This window comes from Marinobacter maroccanus, assembly GCF_002933275.1.
Lineage (GTDB): Bacteria > Pseudomonadota > Gammaproteobacteria > Pseudomonadales > Oleiphilaceae > Marinobacter > Marinobacter maroccanus.
The window spans coordinates 358997-376490 of the sequence record NZ_PSSX01000001.1 but is presented as its reverse complement, the minus strand read 5'-3'; the positions used below and the strand labels follow the sequence as shown (position 1 = coordinate 376490).

Genomic DNA, 17494 nt, shown 5'->3' with positions numbered 1-17494 from the left:
GCCCTGAGGCATGGCTCATCCCGGTTTCTTTCAGCGCCAGGCCCACGCCCGGCGCAACACCAGTCTGCTGGTATTCCTTTTCCTGACGGCGGTCGCGTTTATTACGCTCGCCGTCTGTCTTGTCGGCTATTTCGTGACCCGCAGCGAATCCTCCGGTCTCGCGTTCCATCATTGGCTGCTCTCCAATCATGGCCTTCTGACGGCCGTTACCGTTGTCGCCCTGATTGTTCTGGGCTCCCTGCTCCGCTGGGTTGACCTGGCCGGCGGCGGCGACCGGGTGGCCAAAATGGTCGGCGCGCGACCGATTGATCCCGATACCCGGGACAGTGACGAGCGCAAACTGCGCAACATTGTCGAGGAAATGGCCATTGCCAGCGGTGTTTCGGTGCCGGAACTCTATGTGATGGACCAGGAAACCGGCATCAATGCCTTCGTAGCAGGCTATACGCCCGGCGAAGCCGTCATGGTCGTCACCCACGGCGCCATCACCCAGCTGTCGCGAGACGAACTGCAGGGCGTGGTTGCTCACGAATTCAGCCATATTTTCAACGGGGACATGCGGCTGAACGTCCGTCTCATTGCCCTGCTCGCCGGTATCCTGATGATCGGCCAGATCGGTGGCTTCCTGCTTCGGGCTTCCTTTTACCGTGGTCACCGAGTGGGCCGGTCCCGGGACGGGCGGGCCCAGGCGGCCATGGGCATTATCGGCCTCGCCCTGTTCGTGATCGGCTATGTGGGGGTTTTCTTTGGCCGGCTGATACAGGCGGCGGTCTCCAGGCAGCGGGAGATGCTGGCAGATGCCTCCTCCGTGCAGTTTACCCGTAACCCCGAGGGTATCGGCGGCGCCCTGTTCAAGATCGGCATGAAAGGCGGCTATCTGGACACCACCAGCCACGCCAGCGACATGAACCACATGTGCTTTGGCGAGAGTGCCCGGATGAAGTTTACCTCGCTGCTGGCATCCCATCCGCCGATCGATGAGCGTATCAACGCCATTCAACCGGGAATGCTGGCCAGGCTACGAAGCCGGCTTCGCGACACCGAGCCAGGTGCCGGCCTGTACCGCGGATCTGCGTCTGCATCGGAAGCCGGAGCAGCGGGGTTCACCGGCGCGGCATCCGACATCCTCGGGTCTGTCACCGGTAGGAGCGGGAGAACCTCGCCACTCGCATCCAGCCCGGAGAAGACCATAAAGCCGGGCCGGAAATTTTCAGATCAGGTGGGAACCATCAATCGGCAAAGCGAAGATTTCGCATTGCGCTTCCTGGAGCGACTGCCAGCCACCTTCCGAAACCTGCTCTACACCCGCGCGGGAGCAACACAGCTTTGCTATGCCATGCTGATCAGTGAACTGCCGCGCCCGCAGCAAATGGAACGACTGAACCTGCTGCCATCTCACCCGGTATTGGGCAGCCAGCCGGACCTGTTGGAAAAACTGCTGCCGGCGCTGAGAACCATTGGTGAGGGCGTCCGCTTCCCTGCTCTTGAGCTGGCCATGCCAGCGCTGCGCAAGCTGGACCCGGAAGAACGGGAAATACTGATCACCAATGTCCAGAAGCTGGTCGCCGCGGATAACCGGGTCACCCTGTTCGAACTGGCTCTGACAAGCTTCCTGTCACGCCACCTGGGCGATGAGGCAGCCAGAGTAGTACCGGTCCGCTACAAGAGCTACAAACCGGTCATGCCGGCCCTGCAGCGCCTCCTGAGCCTGATGGCACGGGCTGGCTCTGCCTCCCGGGCTGACGCCGAAAAACTCTACCGGGAAGCCATGGCAGGTTTCATGAATGCGAAGGATGGTGTTGAACCTGTTCTGGAGAAAGTCACCATGCGCCAGTTACGGGAGGCGTTGACTGCGCTGAACGGCCTTTCGCCTCTGCTGAAACCGGCGATCATTGATGCCTGCGGGCACTGCATCACCCGCGACGGGAAAGTGGAAACCCGGGAATACGAACTGATGCGACTGGTGGCGGACCAGATGGATTGTCCGATGCCGCCACTGGCTGTCTGAGGAATTACTGAACCCGGGAGCTTCCGTCTTCGAACAGCGCGTCCACTGTCGGGCGCTGCTCTTCGATGGGGATACCCAGCTTTTCACGGATGTTCAGATTGACATCCCACAGCTGATTGAACTTGTCGGAAGTAGCCGCAACGGCTTCCTCCTTGCCCAGCATGATTTTCGGGCGCAGGAACACCAGCAGGTTACGCTTCACCCGGCGCTCCGATTCCGATGAGAACAGACGCCCGATAAACGGTATGTCGCCCAGAAGGGGCACCTTGCTCTTGTTGACCTGATAATCATCACGGGTCAAACCACCCAGGACAATGGTCTCACCGTCGTCGGCGAGCACCGTGGTCTTGATTTCCCGCTTGTTGGTGACGATATCCGAGGCATTCTCGATGCTGTCGGCCACGCTCTCCGTGGTCTGCTCCACCACCAGTCGAACCAGGCCATCGGCGCTGATGGTCGGGGTGACTTTGAGGGTCAGACCAATATCGCGACGCTCGATGGTGGTAAATGGGTTGGTGGTGCCATCGCCGGTGACAGTAGACTGCCCGGTGCGGAACGGCACGTTCTGGCCCACAATAATTTCCGATTCCTGATTATCCAGGGTAATGATACTCGGCGTGGAAAGGAGGTTGGCAGCCGCCGAGGTAGAAAGCGCCTGCAGGAGAATCCCCCAACTTACTCCATTCTCGTTTCGCTGGCCGGCCCCAACGGTGATGCCGCCCGTTGCGGGGGTAATGGCAGATCCGCTCAGAATCGCGCTAAGCACCTCACCCAGGCTGCGACCCACGTTGCCGAAGTTGGTACCGGCGACCGGCGTGGATTCGCCGGACTCGTCACCCACCGCAACCTGCACGCCCAGATCCTGGCCCAGTTCGTCACTGATCTCGACAATGGCTGCCTCAATCATGACCTGGGCACGACGCACATCCAGTGCTGCCACAATCTGTTCCGCTTCCTGCATCAGGGATGGCTCGCCTCGAACCACCAGTGCGTTCAGCCCTTCATCGGCGAAAACCGCGAAATTGCTTTGCGGCCGTGAGCCTCCAGCGGAGCCCCCTGACCCTGAGCCTTCTTTGACCAGCTCGCCCATCACACCCTTGAGAATTTCAGTGAGATTCTTGGCATCGGCGTGCTTCAGCCGCAGCACCTTGGTAGCGCCACCGGTGGCTGAAGGCTGATCCAACTGCCGGATCAGGCCTCGCATCTTGTCACGGAAGGTTTCGTCGCCCCGCAGAATGAGACGGTTACTGCGCTCGTCCGCGGTAATGCTGTACTTTCTGGCGGCATTGTCACCCCCGGCCCGACCCAGTTCATCCGGGGCCAGTTCCTGAAGCAGCGTAACCATATCGCCCACCCAGGCTTCCTTAAGCTGGATGACTTCGACTTCGTACTTGGACGGGCTATCCAGCTCCCGGACAATCTGCTCGATACGCTGGATATTTGAGGAATGATCGCTGATGATCAGCGCGTTGGCAGCGGCAACTCCGGCTAGGTGGCCATACTTCGCCACCAGCGGGCGCAGAATCGGCACCAGCTCCAGGGCGTTGGCGTTGTCAATCTGGATAACCCGGGTAATCAGCTGCTCGGAGGGTGTTTCGGAAAATCGCTCCAGGATTTCCGCCGACTGCTTGGCGTCGACCTGCTGAACCACCTTGATCACTTCCTGCCCGGGGATGGCGGTAAAGCCGTGAACGTTCAGAACCGCCAGGAACAGGTCGTAAATCTCATCCTTGTTCATGGGCGCGCTGGACAGCACGGTGACCTTGCCCTTCACCCTCGGATCCACCACAAAACTGTACCCGGTAATATCGGCCACCTGGGTCACGAAGGCACGGATATCGGCGTCTTTGAGATTCAGCCGCCATGTCTCGGCTTCCTGCCCGTGCGCGAGGGACATAAAGGGAAGGAGAACAAGCAGGACAATGGCCCGCAAAAGATTGATCTTGTGGTTATACATCTGGCGATTTCGTCCTGTTTCGATGAACCCGGTCAGCGCCACTGCTCGGGTATGGCATAACTGATGGTGAGGATGGATCCGTCACGCTCGATTTCTATTTCCAGCTGGGCCTGGCCCCGCCAGTTCTCAAGCAGGGCCTTGTCCTGGCTGATATCACCCAGTCGCTGACCGTTGATGGCGGTTATCACATCACCGGCCTGCAGGTTGACGGCATTGAGCATGGCGTTAGAGCCGTCGTATACATACCCGGACATACCGCTGTCGTCCACCGGGCTCAACCCGAAGGGCGCCAGTGCGGCAATGCCCTGGCTGTCAATCTGTTCGCGGGCGCTGGCCAGGAATGCATCCGGCCCTGATTCTGCCGGCTCGGCGGCCACCTCTGCAACCAGATCTGAGCTTACCTGTTCTTCAAACGTCAGGGTCTCGTATCGCCCGCCCCGACGAATCAGAATACGCCCGGGCTCCACTTCCGCCAGCTCGGCATTGCCGGGCAACATCTCCCCAACCCGGTAATAGGCCGTTTCACCATTGCTTCCCGCAACTATAGCACCGGAGTCCTCCGGGCGCTGTGCTACCAGCACCCCTTCCAGCCGAAGCCGAAGGCGGGTTTCCGGAGCCGAACGGCGAACGGCTTCCGCCACCTCAACCGGCCGCTCCGAACGCCCGAAAAAATCATACACAGACATGGAGGTCGTCAGGCGGTTGCCCCCAGCCATGTTCCCGGCGCTGTTTGACGCTGGCGCGCTGGGAACCGGCCTGTCGTCCCAGGCGAATAACCAAGTCATTCGGGCGAGAGCGACAGCCAGATACACCACCAGCACCAGCAACAACAGGTTCGCGAGGACCCGCGAAATCCGGCTCTGGGCCGGGGTACTTAACAGAGCCATATTATCGCGCCCCCGGTACGAGAGGCTGGCGCACCCGGAACACCACATCGCCGGGGCTGGCCGAATCCGGCCAGGGCTGACCGGCAAGATCCACCATGCGCTTGTAGACACGCAGTTCCATCATTCCGTTCCACATTACCGTCGCGTCCGCCGCCGGCCCCTGTCCGCCCTGCTCGGAAACGGTCAAGGCAACACCACCCTGGCTGGTGTCCATGGTTGCCTGCATGGGCGGAAATTCCGCTTGCCCCCGCTGGTCGCCCATTGGCCAGGTCACCAGGCCGCCATCCCAGCGCCCAAGGCCCTCGGCCCGGGTGATCCGGTTATCGGCCCAGGCCATCTCCAGCCGGTCGATCATCACCTCGCCTTCGATCATGGCGCCGCCGCTCTGGCGGATCAGGTCTTCAAACTCGGCAACCATAACCCGACCATTGGCATCCAGCTGGGCGCTGGCAGGCCAGCCGATCGTAACATTGCCGTTGAGCGACGATTTTGACGATTCCACGGAAATTCTGGCTGGCCACTCGAAACTGGTGACAGAGGGTATGTGAAGCCGCCAGTCAACACGTAGCGGGAAGCCAGCAACAACAACTCCGGCCTCGCCGTCCCAGAGCTTGCCGGCGACCTGTTGGACCTGCACTTGGGCGGGCAAAGATACATGGCCAGAGGCCTGCTGCCAGACCCATCCCGCAGGTACCAGAAAAACCAGTGACAGCAGATATACCAGAACGCCCAGCAGCAGGAACAGAAATACCTTGCCGGGGCGAAGAAAGGATTTGGGTTCAGCGTCACTCATTCGGCGTTGCACAGATAATGGACCGGAAGCCGAGTCTAGCAAAGGCATGGGGCAAGTTCATGACAAAAAAACAAAAACCCCGCGTTAGCGTGAACCAACGCGGGGTTTTTCAGGGGCCAGGATCAGGCCGGCATGTCGGGTAAGGAGCAGCCATTGCTGGCCACCCCTCCCCTAAGAACCGTACGTGCGAGTTTCCCCGCATACGGCTCAAGCCTTTGGAAGCCTGTTCGATTACGAACAAGCCGGCGCAGAGCGACTAACCTTTAGGAGGGTAAGGATCGTTACCGTACGAATTACGGTCACGAATCTTATTGTCCCTGCCATGGATTAACATCTCGCTCTGTTGTCTCCTTGCGATCTCACGCGCCGCATCAATAGCTTCCTGCTGCGTCGCGTGATGGGATGTGTCTCGGCCGTTTCCTTCGCCGCGAACACCCCAGCCATTTTCCCTTGGTACAACATGCTGATTTTTGCCGGACATACCTACTCGCCTCTCATTGCTGAACAAGCACCATAAGCATGTACACTTTTTAACCAAAAGTCAACATATAGGGATTTTTCTCCCATTTTGCACCATATATTGTGGCATTTTTGTCGCGTGGAGCTGTCGATGACAGTTCGGATGCAACAGCACCAAGTTTTCCAGCTTGTTACTACCGCCTTTGTGTCGCTCGTGAACATGATGGGTATTCCACCCCGTCTCGAACGTGATGTGCTGATTACACATCGGGCAGCGTTTGAACTGGCGAATCCAGAGCTGATGCACTCTCCGTCGACCGTACTCCGAGATTTTCCAAGCGTAGTCCATGCGTTTCTCGAAATACTGTTCATCCGATGGGTCATACGGATTGGCTTCGGCCCTGATCTTCGTGTGCCGCTGAATCGTCGTGTCGTTTGCATAAAGCAGTGCGGCGATCTTGCCACCGGGGTATACGTCGGAAAATACCCAGCTTCGCTTCCCAGCGCGCTTGAAGTACTTCTCCCGCACCCAGCGCTTACGACGGTTTAAATGCCGCCGCTTGCACCACTGCCATAGCAACTTCCAGATACGATAGTCCACGTAGTTGAAGGTTTCCTTAGCCACAACGTGTCTATGGTAGTTCGCCCAGCCCCGAATTATCGGATTGAGCATATCCACCAGCATCCACGCCGGAACCGTTTTGTTACCTTTCACCACGTCCCTTACCTTCTTAAGAAAGCTTCTCAGGTTGTCGTGGGACGGCTTTATTAGCAGCTTATCCCCGTACTTCCTGATGTTCTGACCCAAGAAGTCGAACCCGTCCTCAATATGCGTCACGACGGTTTTCTCTGTCGAAAGCTCCAGCCCCCTCTCAGCCATGAAGGCTTCAACGAGCGGCAGAACTTCTTCCTCTAGCAACTCTTTTGAGATACCAGTGATGACGAAGTCATCCGCGTAGCGCACATAGTTGACCTTGGTCTTGTAGCTGGCTTTGGTGTTTTTCTTCCCAAAATGGGTTTCCAACACCTCTTCCAATCCATCAAGAGCCAGATTGGCCAACACCGGCGAGATGATTCCCCCTTGCGGGGTACCCGCCTCAGTCGGATTCAGCAGGCCGGACTCCATGTATCCTGCCTTCAGCCATTTCCTGACAACTGCCCTATCCAAAGGGACATTGGCAACGAGCCAGTCGTGACTGATGTTATCGAAACACCCCTTGATATCGCCCTCAAGAACCCAGGTGGCCGAGTTACGGCGCCCCAGATTCACAAACAGCTGTTCAATCGCATCTGCGGTTGAACGATGAGGACGAAACCCATAGGAGTTGCGGTCAGCCGTAGTCTCCGACACCGGTTCCAATGCCAACAGATATAGAGCCTGCATAGCACGATCCAGCATCGTTGGTATTCCTAGCGGCCGGCGTTTGCCATTCGACTTCGGAATATAGACTCGTTTGAGCGGCCGCGGCTTATAGCCTCGACGCTCCAACAGACCAATCGCTTCCCACTTACAGCTGGGAGTGCTCCATGTTTGGCCATCGACACCCGGGGTTTTCCTGCCCCGGTTTTCTGTAACTCGCTTCACAGCGATTGCTTTTGCTGAGAAGGAGCGAACCAGCATTCGTTGCAGGGAGGAAACCCTGCGCCATTGCTGATTCTTAGCCGCCTTCGCGATTCGTACCTGTAGCCCACGCACCCTTCGATGACAGGTTTCCCAGTCAATCGAATGCCATCCATTGGCAAGGTGGGAGCACGCAGATACTTCTGTTGAAGTACACATCTTGCTGTCCTCCAGAGTTAACCCTCGGACGGCAGTGCGCACTAGCCCCTCGCGGGGTTAGTAAACACCCCACGAGGGATTCATTGTTTGGTCTGAGCCCTTGGGGATCAGACCTCTCTTGTTGGCTTTACAAGCCTTAACGCGATCAAAGACCAGTCAGAAGTCAGCACCGTTTCCGGTCAGGGCAAATTTCGAACCCCTATTCCAGCGATTACAGCCAGACATTCGCTTTTTCTGACCTCCTCTACCACGCATTCCCAACAGCGTCCCTTACGGTTGGCCTGCCTTGCGGCGGGAATACGGGCTTACCGAGTTCCAGATCTATCACACGGACGGGTTAGGTCCTGCCTATCCACCGGTGGCTGTGTGTCAGCGTACCCCCAGATGTAAAAGAGGTATCCAGCCACGCACCTTTTGGTCAAAGCCTGACAGCAACTTTGGCTCTTTGCGGTTGACGGTGTTTATCAGCAGTTCACTTACGTTGACCATACCGACCAGCCTAGCGCCTCACCCGCATGTTGCTTGCAGGTTCTGAGACTGCCCTCACGGGCCGATCTCACCCTTTCGGGGGCTACATTGTCAGGAAGCTTCGCACAACACCGTTACCAGTGATGCACTATCCCTAGGCTACTGTTGGCTGAACAACAGGTCTCGCTGCCGACTCCAGATATGGAGTAGGTGAGACAATGACAGAAATGGCTTACGCCGGCAGGTGCCAGCATAGCTATTGATAACGCGATTACCCCGAGACTAACGACTGTCGGGTAGACAGCAGCAGCTCTGAATATCCGCCTTCTTTTGGAAGGTGATATTGGCCTCACCAATACCGTGAACGACGTCTTCATTGAAGACGACCGTTACCCGGATCAAGAGAGACCCGGATAACGGGTTTTTCAATTGCTATTTTCTGCGGAGGTTGGGCGTACCCACCGAACCATGCGGTGGGTACTAGGGAGTAGTTCCGCCAGGCTAGCTACCTGCGCGACTCTCGTCGCACTACATCATGCCGCCCATGCCTCCCATGCCGCCCATTCCACCCATGTCGGGCATACCGCCGCCGGCAGACTCGTCCTGCGGCTCGTCCGCAACCATCGCCTCGGTGGTGATGATCAGGGAAGCAACAGAAGCGGCCGCCTGCAGCGCGGAGCGGGTCACCTTGGCAGGATCCAGGATACCCATTTCCAGCATGTCGCCGTAGGCTTCGGTAGTAGCGTTGTAGCCGAAGGAGCCTTCGCCGTCGCGAACCTTGGCAACCACTACAGAAGATTCACCGCCTGCGTTGTATACGATCTGACGCAGGGGAGCTTCCATGGCACGGCGTAGTATGTTCACACCGGCTTTCTGCTCGTCGTTGATAGCGTCTACCTTGTCCAGAGCCGCGATGGCACGGATCAGGGTAACACCGCCGCCCGGCACGATACCCTCTTCTACCGCAGCGCGGGTAGAGTGCAGCGCGTCTTCAACGCGGGCCTTCTTCTCTTTCATTTCCACTTCGGAACCGGCACCAACCTTGATGACGGCAACACCGCCAGCCAGCTTGGCAACACGCTCCTGCAGCTTTTCCTTGTCGTAATCGGAAGAGCTGTCTTCGATCTGCTTGCGGATCTGCTCTACGCGAGCTTCGATGTCCGCCTGCGCACCAGCACCGCCAATGATGGTGGTGTTTTCCTTGGTGACGTTCACACGCTTGGCTGTGCCCAGGTCATCCAGGGTGGTGTTCTCAAGAGTCAGGCCGACCTCTTCAGAAATTACGGTACCGCCGGAGAGAATCGCGATGTCCTGCAGCATTTCCTTGCGACGGTCACCAAAGCCAGGCGCCTTCACGGCGTTGACTTTCACGATGCCACGCATGTTGTTCACTACCAAAGTAGCAAGCGCTTCGCCTTCAATATCTTCAGCGATGATCTGCAGCGGCTTGCCAGCTTTGGCAACAGACTCCAGCACCGGCAGCAATTCGCGGATGTTGGAGATCTTCTTGTCTACCAGCAGGATGTACGGGTCTTCCAGCTCGGCAGACATGTTGTCCTGGTTGTTGATGAAGTACGGAGACAGGAAGCCACGGTCGAACTGCATACCTTCGACCACGTCCAGCTCGTCTTCCAGGCCACGGCCTTCCTCAACGGTGATGACGCCTTCCTTGCCAACTTTCTGCATCGCATCGGCGATGATCTTACCGATGGTCTCGTCGCCGTTGGCGGAGATGGTGCCAACCTGGGCAATCATCTTGCTGTCGTCGCAGGGCTTGGCCATCTCGCGGATCGCCTTCACAGCTTCAGTAGTGGCCTTGTCGATGCCACGCTTCAGATCCATCGGGTTCATGCCGGCAGTAACAGCCTTCACACCCTCGTTAACGATGGACTGAGCCAGAACGGTTGCAGTAGTGGTACCGTCACCGGCTGTGTCGTTGGCCTGGGAAGCCACTTCTTTTACCATCTGGGCGCCCATGTTCTCGAACTTGTCAGACAGTTCGATTTCCTTGGCTACGGAAACACCATCTTTGGTGATGGTCGGCGCGCCGAAGGACTTTTCCAGAACCACGTTACGGCCTTTCGGGCCGAGGGTCACTCTAACCGCGTCTGCCAGAACGTTGACGCCTGCGACCATGCGCTTACGCGCGCTATCACCGAATTTAACGTCTTTTGCTGCCATGTCTTCTATTCCTGTTCGTTAAACCGAAGTTGTTGAATCAATCGGATTAATGAGAGTTCGTGCGATTCGCCTCAGCGATCACTCAAGCACGCCGTAGATGTCGCTCTCGCTCATGATGAGCAGCTCTTCGCCGTCGATCTTGACGGTGTTACCGGCGTACTGGCCGAAGACCACGGTGTCACCCACCTTGACCGCCAGTGAGCGGGTTTCGCCGTTTTCCAGGATGCGACCGTTACCAACGGCAATCACCTCGCCCTGGGAAGGCTTCTCTTTGGCGTTACCCGGCAGCACGATGCCACCCGCAGTTTTCTCTTCTTCTTCCTTACGGCGCACGACAACACGATCGTGTAGCGGACGAATTTTCATTGCTCGGTTTCTCCAATAGTCAGATTAATGTGGCAATGACATTGTTGATGTAAGTCGGACAGGCCAAGCCTGATCCGACAAATTGCCCGGCTGGATAACCAACTGTTTTCAGTGGAAATCAGCCTGCGGCGAACTTGTGGTTCCTATTTGGGGTAGCTGGTAGGTGTTTTCAACACCCCGGAGAGAAAATTTTTTCACTTTTTTTCGATCCGGTCCCGATCGGATTCCGTCTCGTCCTGATACTCGCCTTCGATGATGTTGCCGTTACTGTCCCGATCAAACGGACGCTGCGGGCCAAACGGGTTTTCCCGGCCACCAAACGGATCCTGTCCGAAGGGATTCGAACCACCACCGGCACGAAAATAGAAGCTGCTTCCGCGGCTTTGGCCAGCCACCACCATGCGCTTGAGCGCCTGCGCTGCGAGCCAGTGGCGGGTTCCCGGAATCAGGCACAGGAAGCCGACGGTATCGGTAATAAAGCCCGGAGTGAGCAGCAAGGCACCCCCAATGGCCAGTATCAGCCCCTCGGCAACCTCTTTGGCGGGCAATTCACCACTGTTCAGCCGCTGATTGGCCCTCAACAGCGTCGCCAGACCCTGCTGGCGAAGCAGCCACGCACCGATAACGGCGGTCAGCAGCACCAGCCCGACGGTATTGAGCACACCAATCATGCCGCCGACCTGGATCAGTACCGCCATCTCGGCGATTGGCATGATAATGAAGAGAAAAAGGAATACGGACAAAGTGCCTCCATTGGTTCGTATCTTGTCGAGTTTCGCTTCGCTAACCCGACCTACAGTACTTCGCTTAGCCGACCTCGGTTATGCTCTGATCTTGGGTGTCTTTTTGTCGGGTTACGCTTCGCTAACCCGACCTACAGTACCGGCCTATGCTTCAAGCGTAGGTCGGATTAGGCAAAGCCGTAATCCGACGTGCACAGGGGTCAGAAGAAAGCCTTCTTCTGACCCCATCTTCATGATCAAAGCCTGGTAGGTCGGATTAGCGAAGCGTAATCCGACAAGGCTAAACCCCACCATAGTCGTATTTGATATACTCCGCGCACCAAAAATAACCACACAGACGCACAGCAACCGTAAAACCACCTGATAACAGTAGTTAGGGCAAAACATGAAACTTCAAGATTCCGTGATTGCAATTACCGGAGGCGGCCAGGGCCTTGGCCGTGCCATGGGCGAATACCTTGCCGCCAAAGGGGCAAAAGTCGCGCTCATCGACCTGATGCCGGAGAAGCTGGACGAAGCCGTCACCGCTTGCGTGGCCGCGGGCTCCGAGGCCAGAAGCTACGTCTGCAACGTCGCCAAGGAAGAAGACGTCGAAAAAACCTTTGAAGCCATCGTAAAGGATTTCGGCCACCTCAATGGCCTGATCAACAACGCCGGTATCCTCCGGGACGGCCTGATGGTCAAAGTGAAAGATGGCGAAGTTGAGCGCCGCATGGAGCTGTCCCAGTGGCAGGCCGTCATCGACGTAAACCTCACCGGCGTCTTCCTCTGCGGTCGCGAAGCCGCCACCCAGATGATCAAGAACGGCGACCAGGGCGTGATCATCAACATCGCCTCCATCTCCCGCGCCGGCAACATGGGCCAGAGCAACTACTCCGCCGCCAAGGCCGGTGTCTCCGCCCTGGTTCCCGTCTGGGCCAAGGAACTCGCCCGCTACGGTATCCGCTGTGCCGGTATCGCCCCGGGCTTCATCGAAACCGAAATGACCGCCTCGATGAAACCGGAAGCCCTGGAAAAAATGACCGCCGGCATTCCGCTGAAGCGCATGGGCAAACCGGAAGAGATTGCATCGGCCGCTGCGTTCATCTTTGAGAACGACTATGTGTCCGGGCGGATGCTTGAGGTGGATGGTGCTCTGAGGCTGTAACCTGGTACCAAGGCTGAGCGACAAATGTCGGATTACGGCCCGTTGGGCCTAATCCGACCTACAATTGCAGCGCCGCGGCCCGGCACCCCGTAGGTCCGATTAGCTTAGCCACGTAGGTCGGATTAGGCGCAGCCGTAATCCGACAAAATCCAGACTCCCCACCATCCGTCACAGGTAGGTCGGATTAGCAAAGCGGAATCCGACAGCCCTCTTCACGCCAGCGGCGTAGGTCGGATTAGCGAAGCGTAATCCGACAACCAGCTCGAAATTTGCCAACCAAGCACCTACTCCCGCCCAACCCCAACCAGCAAATCCTCATCAACCGCCCAATCAACTGGCAACACCCCTTCTCGAACATATCGATGAAAACTGGAATACGGCCAATCCGAAGCCCTCGCAACATATCCATGCTTCACAGGATTGAAATGGATGTAATCAACATGCCGTTCAAAGTCCTGGCCATCCCGGATCGTATGCTCCCAAAACCGCTTCTGCCACAGCGAACCATTTCCACACATTGGAAGCCCTTGGATGTCTTTAGCTCCCTTCGTGAACCCTGTCTTTATTAATCGCCAACGCCTGGAGAAATCATGATCGCCTTCGGGCAATGTCCATATGCTGTGAAGATGATCCGGGAGTACCACCATGGCATCTATTACAAAGGGAAAACGTTGCATGACAGAGCCGAACGACGTCCGCAGACAGGCAACGGCAGCGGGTGAATTGAATACAGGGGTGCGATCGGCTGTTACGACGGTGAAGAAATAGGTGCCGCCGTGTACGCGGTTTCTGCGGTAATTCATCATACGTCCTTGTATGAGTTGGGTTCTTGTCGGGTTACGGCTCTTTGAGCCTAACCCGACCTACGACTTTTGAGCTCTGGGTTGTCGGATTACGGCTTTGCCTAATCCGACCTACTATCAAGTCGGATAATGGTTGCTTTGGCTATTCTGGCCTACGGTTGCCATTGAAAGCGGCGCATGGAAATTCGACCGTTGACGACCTCTACGCCCTCACCTTTCAATCTGCCCACCTGAGTTTCGTAGGCATCGGAGCCTTCCTGGAACGCAATCTGGCCGTTGCTACGGATAACCCGAAACCAGGGGATACTGTGACCGGCGGGCAACTTGCCCAGGGCTCGGCCTATGTATCGGGCCTGGCGCCCCAGGCCGGCCATGGCGGCTACCTGGCCGTAGCTGGCGACGCGGCCGGGCGGGATGGCGGCGACGACTTGCCAGATTTTTTGGTCCTTTGTTGGTTCGGACATGATTTAGGCGTCTCGTTTCTTGTCGGATTACGCGTTGCTAATCCGACCTACGGCCCTGAGTTGAACTCCTCGCAATCGTAGGTTGGATTAGCCGTAGGCGTAATCCAACAGCTTTTGTCGGATTACGCTTCGCTAATCCGACCTACTTCCTGATTCTGCATCAGGCTTTAATTCATTCCGCGGCGCTAGCGCATCCAATCGATGGCCATTTCGAATCATGAATATAGCCAACAGAACCGCCGGAATGCCCATCACCGCCGAGACCAGGAAGAACTCCGCATAGCCAAATCCGGCTACCACAATGCCGGAGAAACCGCCAAGAAACTTGCCGGGAAGGGTCATCAGGGAACTGAACAGGGCGTACTGCGTTGCCGTGAACGAGGCACTGGTCATGCTGGAGAGCCAGGCAATCAGGGCCACGTTGGCAATGCCGCCACTGAGGTTATCGGCGCTCACCACGGCGGCCAGGGTAATGATGTTTGGCGGGTACTGGGCCAGAACAACGAACAGCAGGTTGGTGGCGGCCGTCATGATCGCCCCCAGCAGAAGAATCCGGCGAACCCCGTAGCGAACCACCATGACACCGCCGACCAGCGAGCCGGCAATGGTCATGAAGAAGCCAAAGATCTTGGTGACATCCGCCACCTGGGTTTTGCTGAAGCCCATGAAATCCAGGTAGAAGGGATTGGCCATGACGCCCATGGCGATGTCCGAGATCCGGTAAACCGCGACCATGAGCAGGATGACCAACGCCAATTCCTTGTACCGGCGAAAGAAATCCAGGAACGGGCCGGCCACAGCCGCATAGAACCAGCCAACCAGTCTCGCCAGGCGCGGATTCAGATGAGTGCGCTTGGCCGCCTCCTGCTCGATCTTGTGGGCAATATCCTGGGCGGCAGCAAAGTGGTTCACGGAGGGTTCGCGAACAATGAGAACCGTAAGCGCGCCAACGCCCACGAGGGCGGCCATCACCTCATAGGACACCTGCCAGGACCAGAATTCCGCCAGGTACAGAGCACCGGCGCCGGCCACCAGAAGCGCCAGACGGTAACCGAAGATATACGTTGCAGCCAGCGCCGCCTGCAGCCGTTCCTCGGCAATCTCGATGCGGTAGGCATCAATTGCCACGTCCTGGGTGGCGGAGGAAAAGGCTACCAGCAGGCCACAAAGGGCCATCATTTCCGGCGCTGCCGTGGCATCCACGTGAGCCATCAGGTACAGCCCCGTGGCGATACCCGCCTGCGCGAAGATAATCCAGCTTCGCCGCTTGCCCAGCAGCCGGTCGAGCAACGGCAGTTTCAGGCGGTCCACAACCGGTGCCCAGAACACCTTGATGGAATAGGTAATACCCAGCCAGCTGAAAAAGCCGATGGTGGCGGTTTCCACTCCGACATCCGCGAGACGGGCATTTAGCGTGGAAAACACCAGCAGGAACGGCAGGCCCGCCGAAAAGCCCAGGAATAACAGGGCGATCACCTGCCAACGGGTGTAGGTGTAGAGCGTGTCCCGGATCAGGGTCAGGCGGGTGCCGGTTAAGATGGTGAAGCCTCCGGATCAGTCGCGGAAATTATTGAACTGCAGCGGGATATCCAGCTCAGCTTCGCGCAGCATGGCGATGGCCTCCTGGAGATCATCCCGTTTCTTGCCGGTCACCCGCACCTTATCGCCCTGGATACTGGCCTGGACCTTCATCTTCTGGTCCTTGATCATCTTCACAATCTTCTTGGCCATATCGGTTTCAATGCCCTGCTTCAGTAGCAGGTGCTGTTTGACCAGCTTGCCGGACTTGCTGTCGCCGTCCTCGGCCAGCGCGCGGGCATCGATATTACGCTTGGCAAACGCCATCCGCAGCATATCCAGCAGCTGCTCGAGCTGGAACTCCTGCTCGGCACTGATGGTAATGCCCTTGTCGTCCAGTTCAATGTCGGCTTCAACGTTCTTGAAGTCCCAGCGATTGCCCAATTCGCGCTTGGCCTGGTCAACCGCATTGGTGACTTCGTGCATATCAATTTCTGAAACAATGTCAAAAGAAGGCATGGTCGTTATTCTCCAACAGGGTAAGAAGGTATACTTCTTCAATTTGCTGGGGATGATACCAACCCCCGGCATCTCCCGCACCTGACAACGGACTGGTAAAAGTAGATAACAATGCCAAATCTGGACCTTCCCATCCTCGTAGTAGACGACGCGAAATTCAGCAGTATGGTGGTTGGCCGCACGCTGCGAAATGCCGGATATCGCGACGTACGCATCGTGAATAACGCACCGGAAGCCCTGCAGTTGATCGAACAGCGCCCGGTAAGCGTTCTGATTGCCGACTGGCTGATGCCCGAGATGGATGGCCTGGAACTGACGGACCAGGTGCGACAACAGGACGAGCAGAACAATCATTACACCTACGTGATCCTGCTCACTGCCCGCGAAAGCGTTGAGGCCCTCTCGGAAGCCTTCGACCGGGGCGTGGACGACTTCATCTACAAGTCCGACATGACCAAGCAACTGATTCCCCGCATCTTTGCCGCAGACCGAATGGCCGACCGCCAGAACACCCTGCTGAAGGCAAACTCCCTGCTGATCGAGAACAACCGGGAACTGGAATCCACCAACATCATCGATCTGGAAACCGGCCTCTGCAACACGAAGTACGGCCGCGAGCGCCTGACCAAGATGCTGCGCCACGCTGAATCCCGAGGCGGCTGTTCTGCCTATGTACTGTGCGGCATTCGCAACTGGCAGGAGCTCAAGCGCAAACACCCGCCCACCGTGATGAGTGAACTGGCCATCGGCATTGCCCGCCGGCTGAGCACCCTGATACGCCCTATTGATGCCCTGTGCCGCGTTGGCGACAACCAGTTCGCCATCATTGCCTACTTCCCCAATAGCGACCACTGCACCACCACGGCCTTCCGCCGCGTGTTCGACGGTATCAACCACAAGGCCCTGAAAACCACGGCCGGCTACATTTCCGTGGAAGCCGGCATGGTGCTCTGCAAAGCCGACGCCCAGAACGGCACGCCCTCAATCCAGGACATGGAACGGGCTGCGGTGCAGGGGCTGGTGGATGCCTACGATACCCGGCGGTTTACCGAGACTGCCCCAGAAGTTAGTGCAACGGCATAATCGATTTGTCGGATTACGGCTTCGCCTAATCCGACCTACCCCCACCCTCACAGTTCATCAGAATTCCGTAGGTCGGATTAGCGAAGCGTAATCCGACACCAACATCCCCGCCCGAATTTGAGCGCCACCCGTAGGTCGGATTAGCAAAGCGTAATCCGACAACTACCCCTCCAACCAAGCGCCATTTCGGCTACACACTCCGTAACACTGATACACACTTCACAAACAGACAGGAAAGCCCGGAAGACTTATTCTGCAATTGTGGATTTAAGCAGTATCCCCCATGGCGGAGGAGCCGAGTAGTACCTCCGCCGCCAT

Annotated in this window: 15 protein-coding genes; 3 read left to right on the top strand and 12 right to left on the bottom strand. The window is 57.4% G+C overall.

Going from position 1 to position 17494, the window contains the following annotated elements:
- The first annotated feature begins 10 nt into the window (after positions 1-10).
- Entirely contained in the window at positions 11-2008 is a 1998-nt protein-coding gene (locus tag KEHDKFFH_RS01715) for a M48 family metallopeptidase (protein WP_104320316.1), read from the top strand.
- 4 nt (positions 2009-2012) lie between these two features.
- Here the strand turns inward: KEHDKFFH_RS01715 and gspD are convergent, their stop codons facing one another.
- The 8 genes from gspD to KEHDKFFH_RS01675 all read right to left on the bottom strand — a co-directional run bounded on the left by gspD (position 2013) and on the right by KEHDKFFH_RS01675 (position 11642).
- Complete coding sequence (gspD, locus tag KEHDKFFH_RS01710; RefSeq protein ID WP_104320315.1) at positions 2013-3965, bottom strand: type II secretion system secretin GspD; 1953 nt, start codon at positions 3963-3965, stop codon at positions 2013-2015.
- 32 nt (positions 3966-3997) lie between these two features.
- Positions 3998-4852, bottom strand: coding sequence for a type II secretion system protein N (locus tag KEHDKFFH_RS01705; protein WP_104320314.1), 855 nt, complete (start codon positions 4850-4852; stop codon positions 3998-4000).
- 1 nt (position 4853) lies between these two features.
- Complete coding sequence (gspN, locus tag KEHDKFFH_RS01700) at positions 4854-5645, bottom strand: type II secretion system protein N (protein WP_104320313.1); 792 nt, start codon at positions 5643-5645, stop codon at positions 4854-4856.
- Between the two features lie 256 nt (positions 5646-5901).
- The gene (locus KEHDKFFH_RS01695; RefSeq protein ID WP_104320312.1) at positions 5902-6126 is read right to left on the bottom strand and encodes a DUF2188 domain-containing protein; all 225 of its coding nucleotides are present in this window, start codon (positions 6124-6126) and stop codon (positions 5902-5904) included.
- Positions 6127-6186: 60 nt separating this feature from the next.
- Positions 6187-7884, bottom strand: a complete 1698-nt coding sequence (gene ltrA, locus KEHDKFFH_RS01690; protein WP_104320311.1) for a group II intron reverse transcriptase/maturase — start codon at positions 7882-7884, stop codon at positions 6187-6189.
- Positions 7885-8880: 996 nt separating this feature from the next.
- Positions 8881-10533 carry a chaperonin GroEL gene (groL, locus tag KEHDKFFH_RS01685; RefSeq protein ID WP_104320310.1) on the bottom strand — a complete coding sequence of 551 codons (1653 nt, stop codon included), beginning with the start codon at positions 10531-10533 and terminating at the stop codon, positions 8881-8883.
- Between the two features lie 78 nt (positions 10534-10611).
- Positions 10612-10899: a co-chaperone GroES gene (gene groES, locus KEHDKFFH_RS01680; RefSeq protein WP_008171363.1), complete on the bottom strand. Its 288-nt coding sequence runs from the start codon at positions 10897-10899 to the stop codon at positions 10612-10614.
- Positions 10900-11093: 194 nt separating this feature from the next.
- The gene (locus tag KEHDKFFH_RS01675) at positions 11094-11642 is read right to left on the bottom strand and encodes an FxsA family protein (RefSeq protein ID WP_104320309.1); all 549 of its coding nucleotides are present in this window, start codon (positions 11640-11642) and stop codon (positions 11094-11096) included.
- Positions 11643-12027: 385 nt separating this feature from the next.
- Here KEHDKFFH_RS01675 and KEHDKFFH_RS01670 point away from each other — a divergent pair, with 385 nt between their 5' ends.
- Positions 12028-12789, top strand: coding sequence for an SDR family oxidoreductase (locus tag KEHDKFFH_RS01670; RefSeq protein WP_104320308.1), 762 nt, complete (start codon positions 12028-12030; stop codon positions 12787-12789).
- A 284-nt stretch (positions 12790-13073) separates the two neighbouring features.
- Here the strand turns inward: KEHDKFFH_RS01670 and KEHDKFFH_RS01665 are convergent, their stop codons facing one another.
- The 4 genes from KEHDKFFH_RS01665 to KEHDKFFH_RS01650 all read right to left on the bottom strand — a co-directional run bounded on the left by KEHDKFFH_RS01665 (position 13074) and on the right by KEHDKFFH_RS01650 (position 16093).
- Positions 13074-13595, bottom strand: a complete 522-nt coding sequence (locus KEHDKFFH_RS01665) for an REP-associated tyrosine transposase (protein WP_104320307.1) — start codon at positions 13593-13595, stop codon at positions 13074-13076.
- Between the two features lie 149 nt (positions 13596-13744).
- A complete protein-coding gene (locus KEHDKFFH_RS01660; protein WP_104320306.1) occupies positions 13745-14056 on the bottom strand; it encodes an MGMT family protein in 312 nt (103 codons plus the stop codon).
- A 132-nt stretch (positions 14057-14188) separates the two neighbouring features.
- Positions 14189-15532 (bottom strand): AmpG family muropeptide MFS transporter, encoded by a 1344-nt coding sequence (locus tag KEHDKFFH_RS01655; protein ID WP_192875725.1) that lies wholly within the window; start codon positions 15530-15532, stop codon positions 14189-14191.
- A 78-nt stretch (positions 15533-15610) separates the two neighbouring features.
- Positions 15611-16093: a YajQ family cyclic di-GMP-binding protein gene (locus tag KEHDKFFH_RS01650; RefSeq protein ID WP_008171349.1), complete on the bottom strand. Its 483-nt coding sequence runs from the start codon at positions 16091-16093 to the stop codon at positions 15611-15613.
- A 111-nt stretch (positions 16094-16204) separates the two neighbouring features.
- Between KEHDKFFH_RS01650 and KEHDKFFH_RS01645 the strand changes: the two genes are divergently transcribed.
- Positions 16205-17176 carry a response regulator gene (locus KEHDKFFH_RS01645; RefSeq protein ID WP_104320305.1) on the top strand — a complete coding sequence of 324 codons (972 nt, stop codon included), beginning with the start codon at positions 16205-16207 and terminating at the stop codon, positions 17174-17176.
- Positions 17177-17494: the final 318 nt, after the last annotated feature.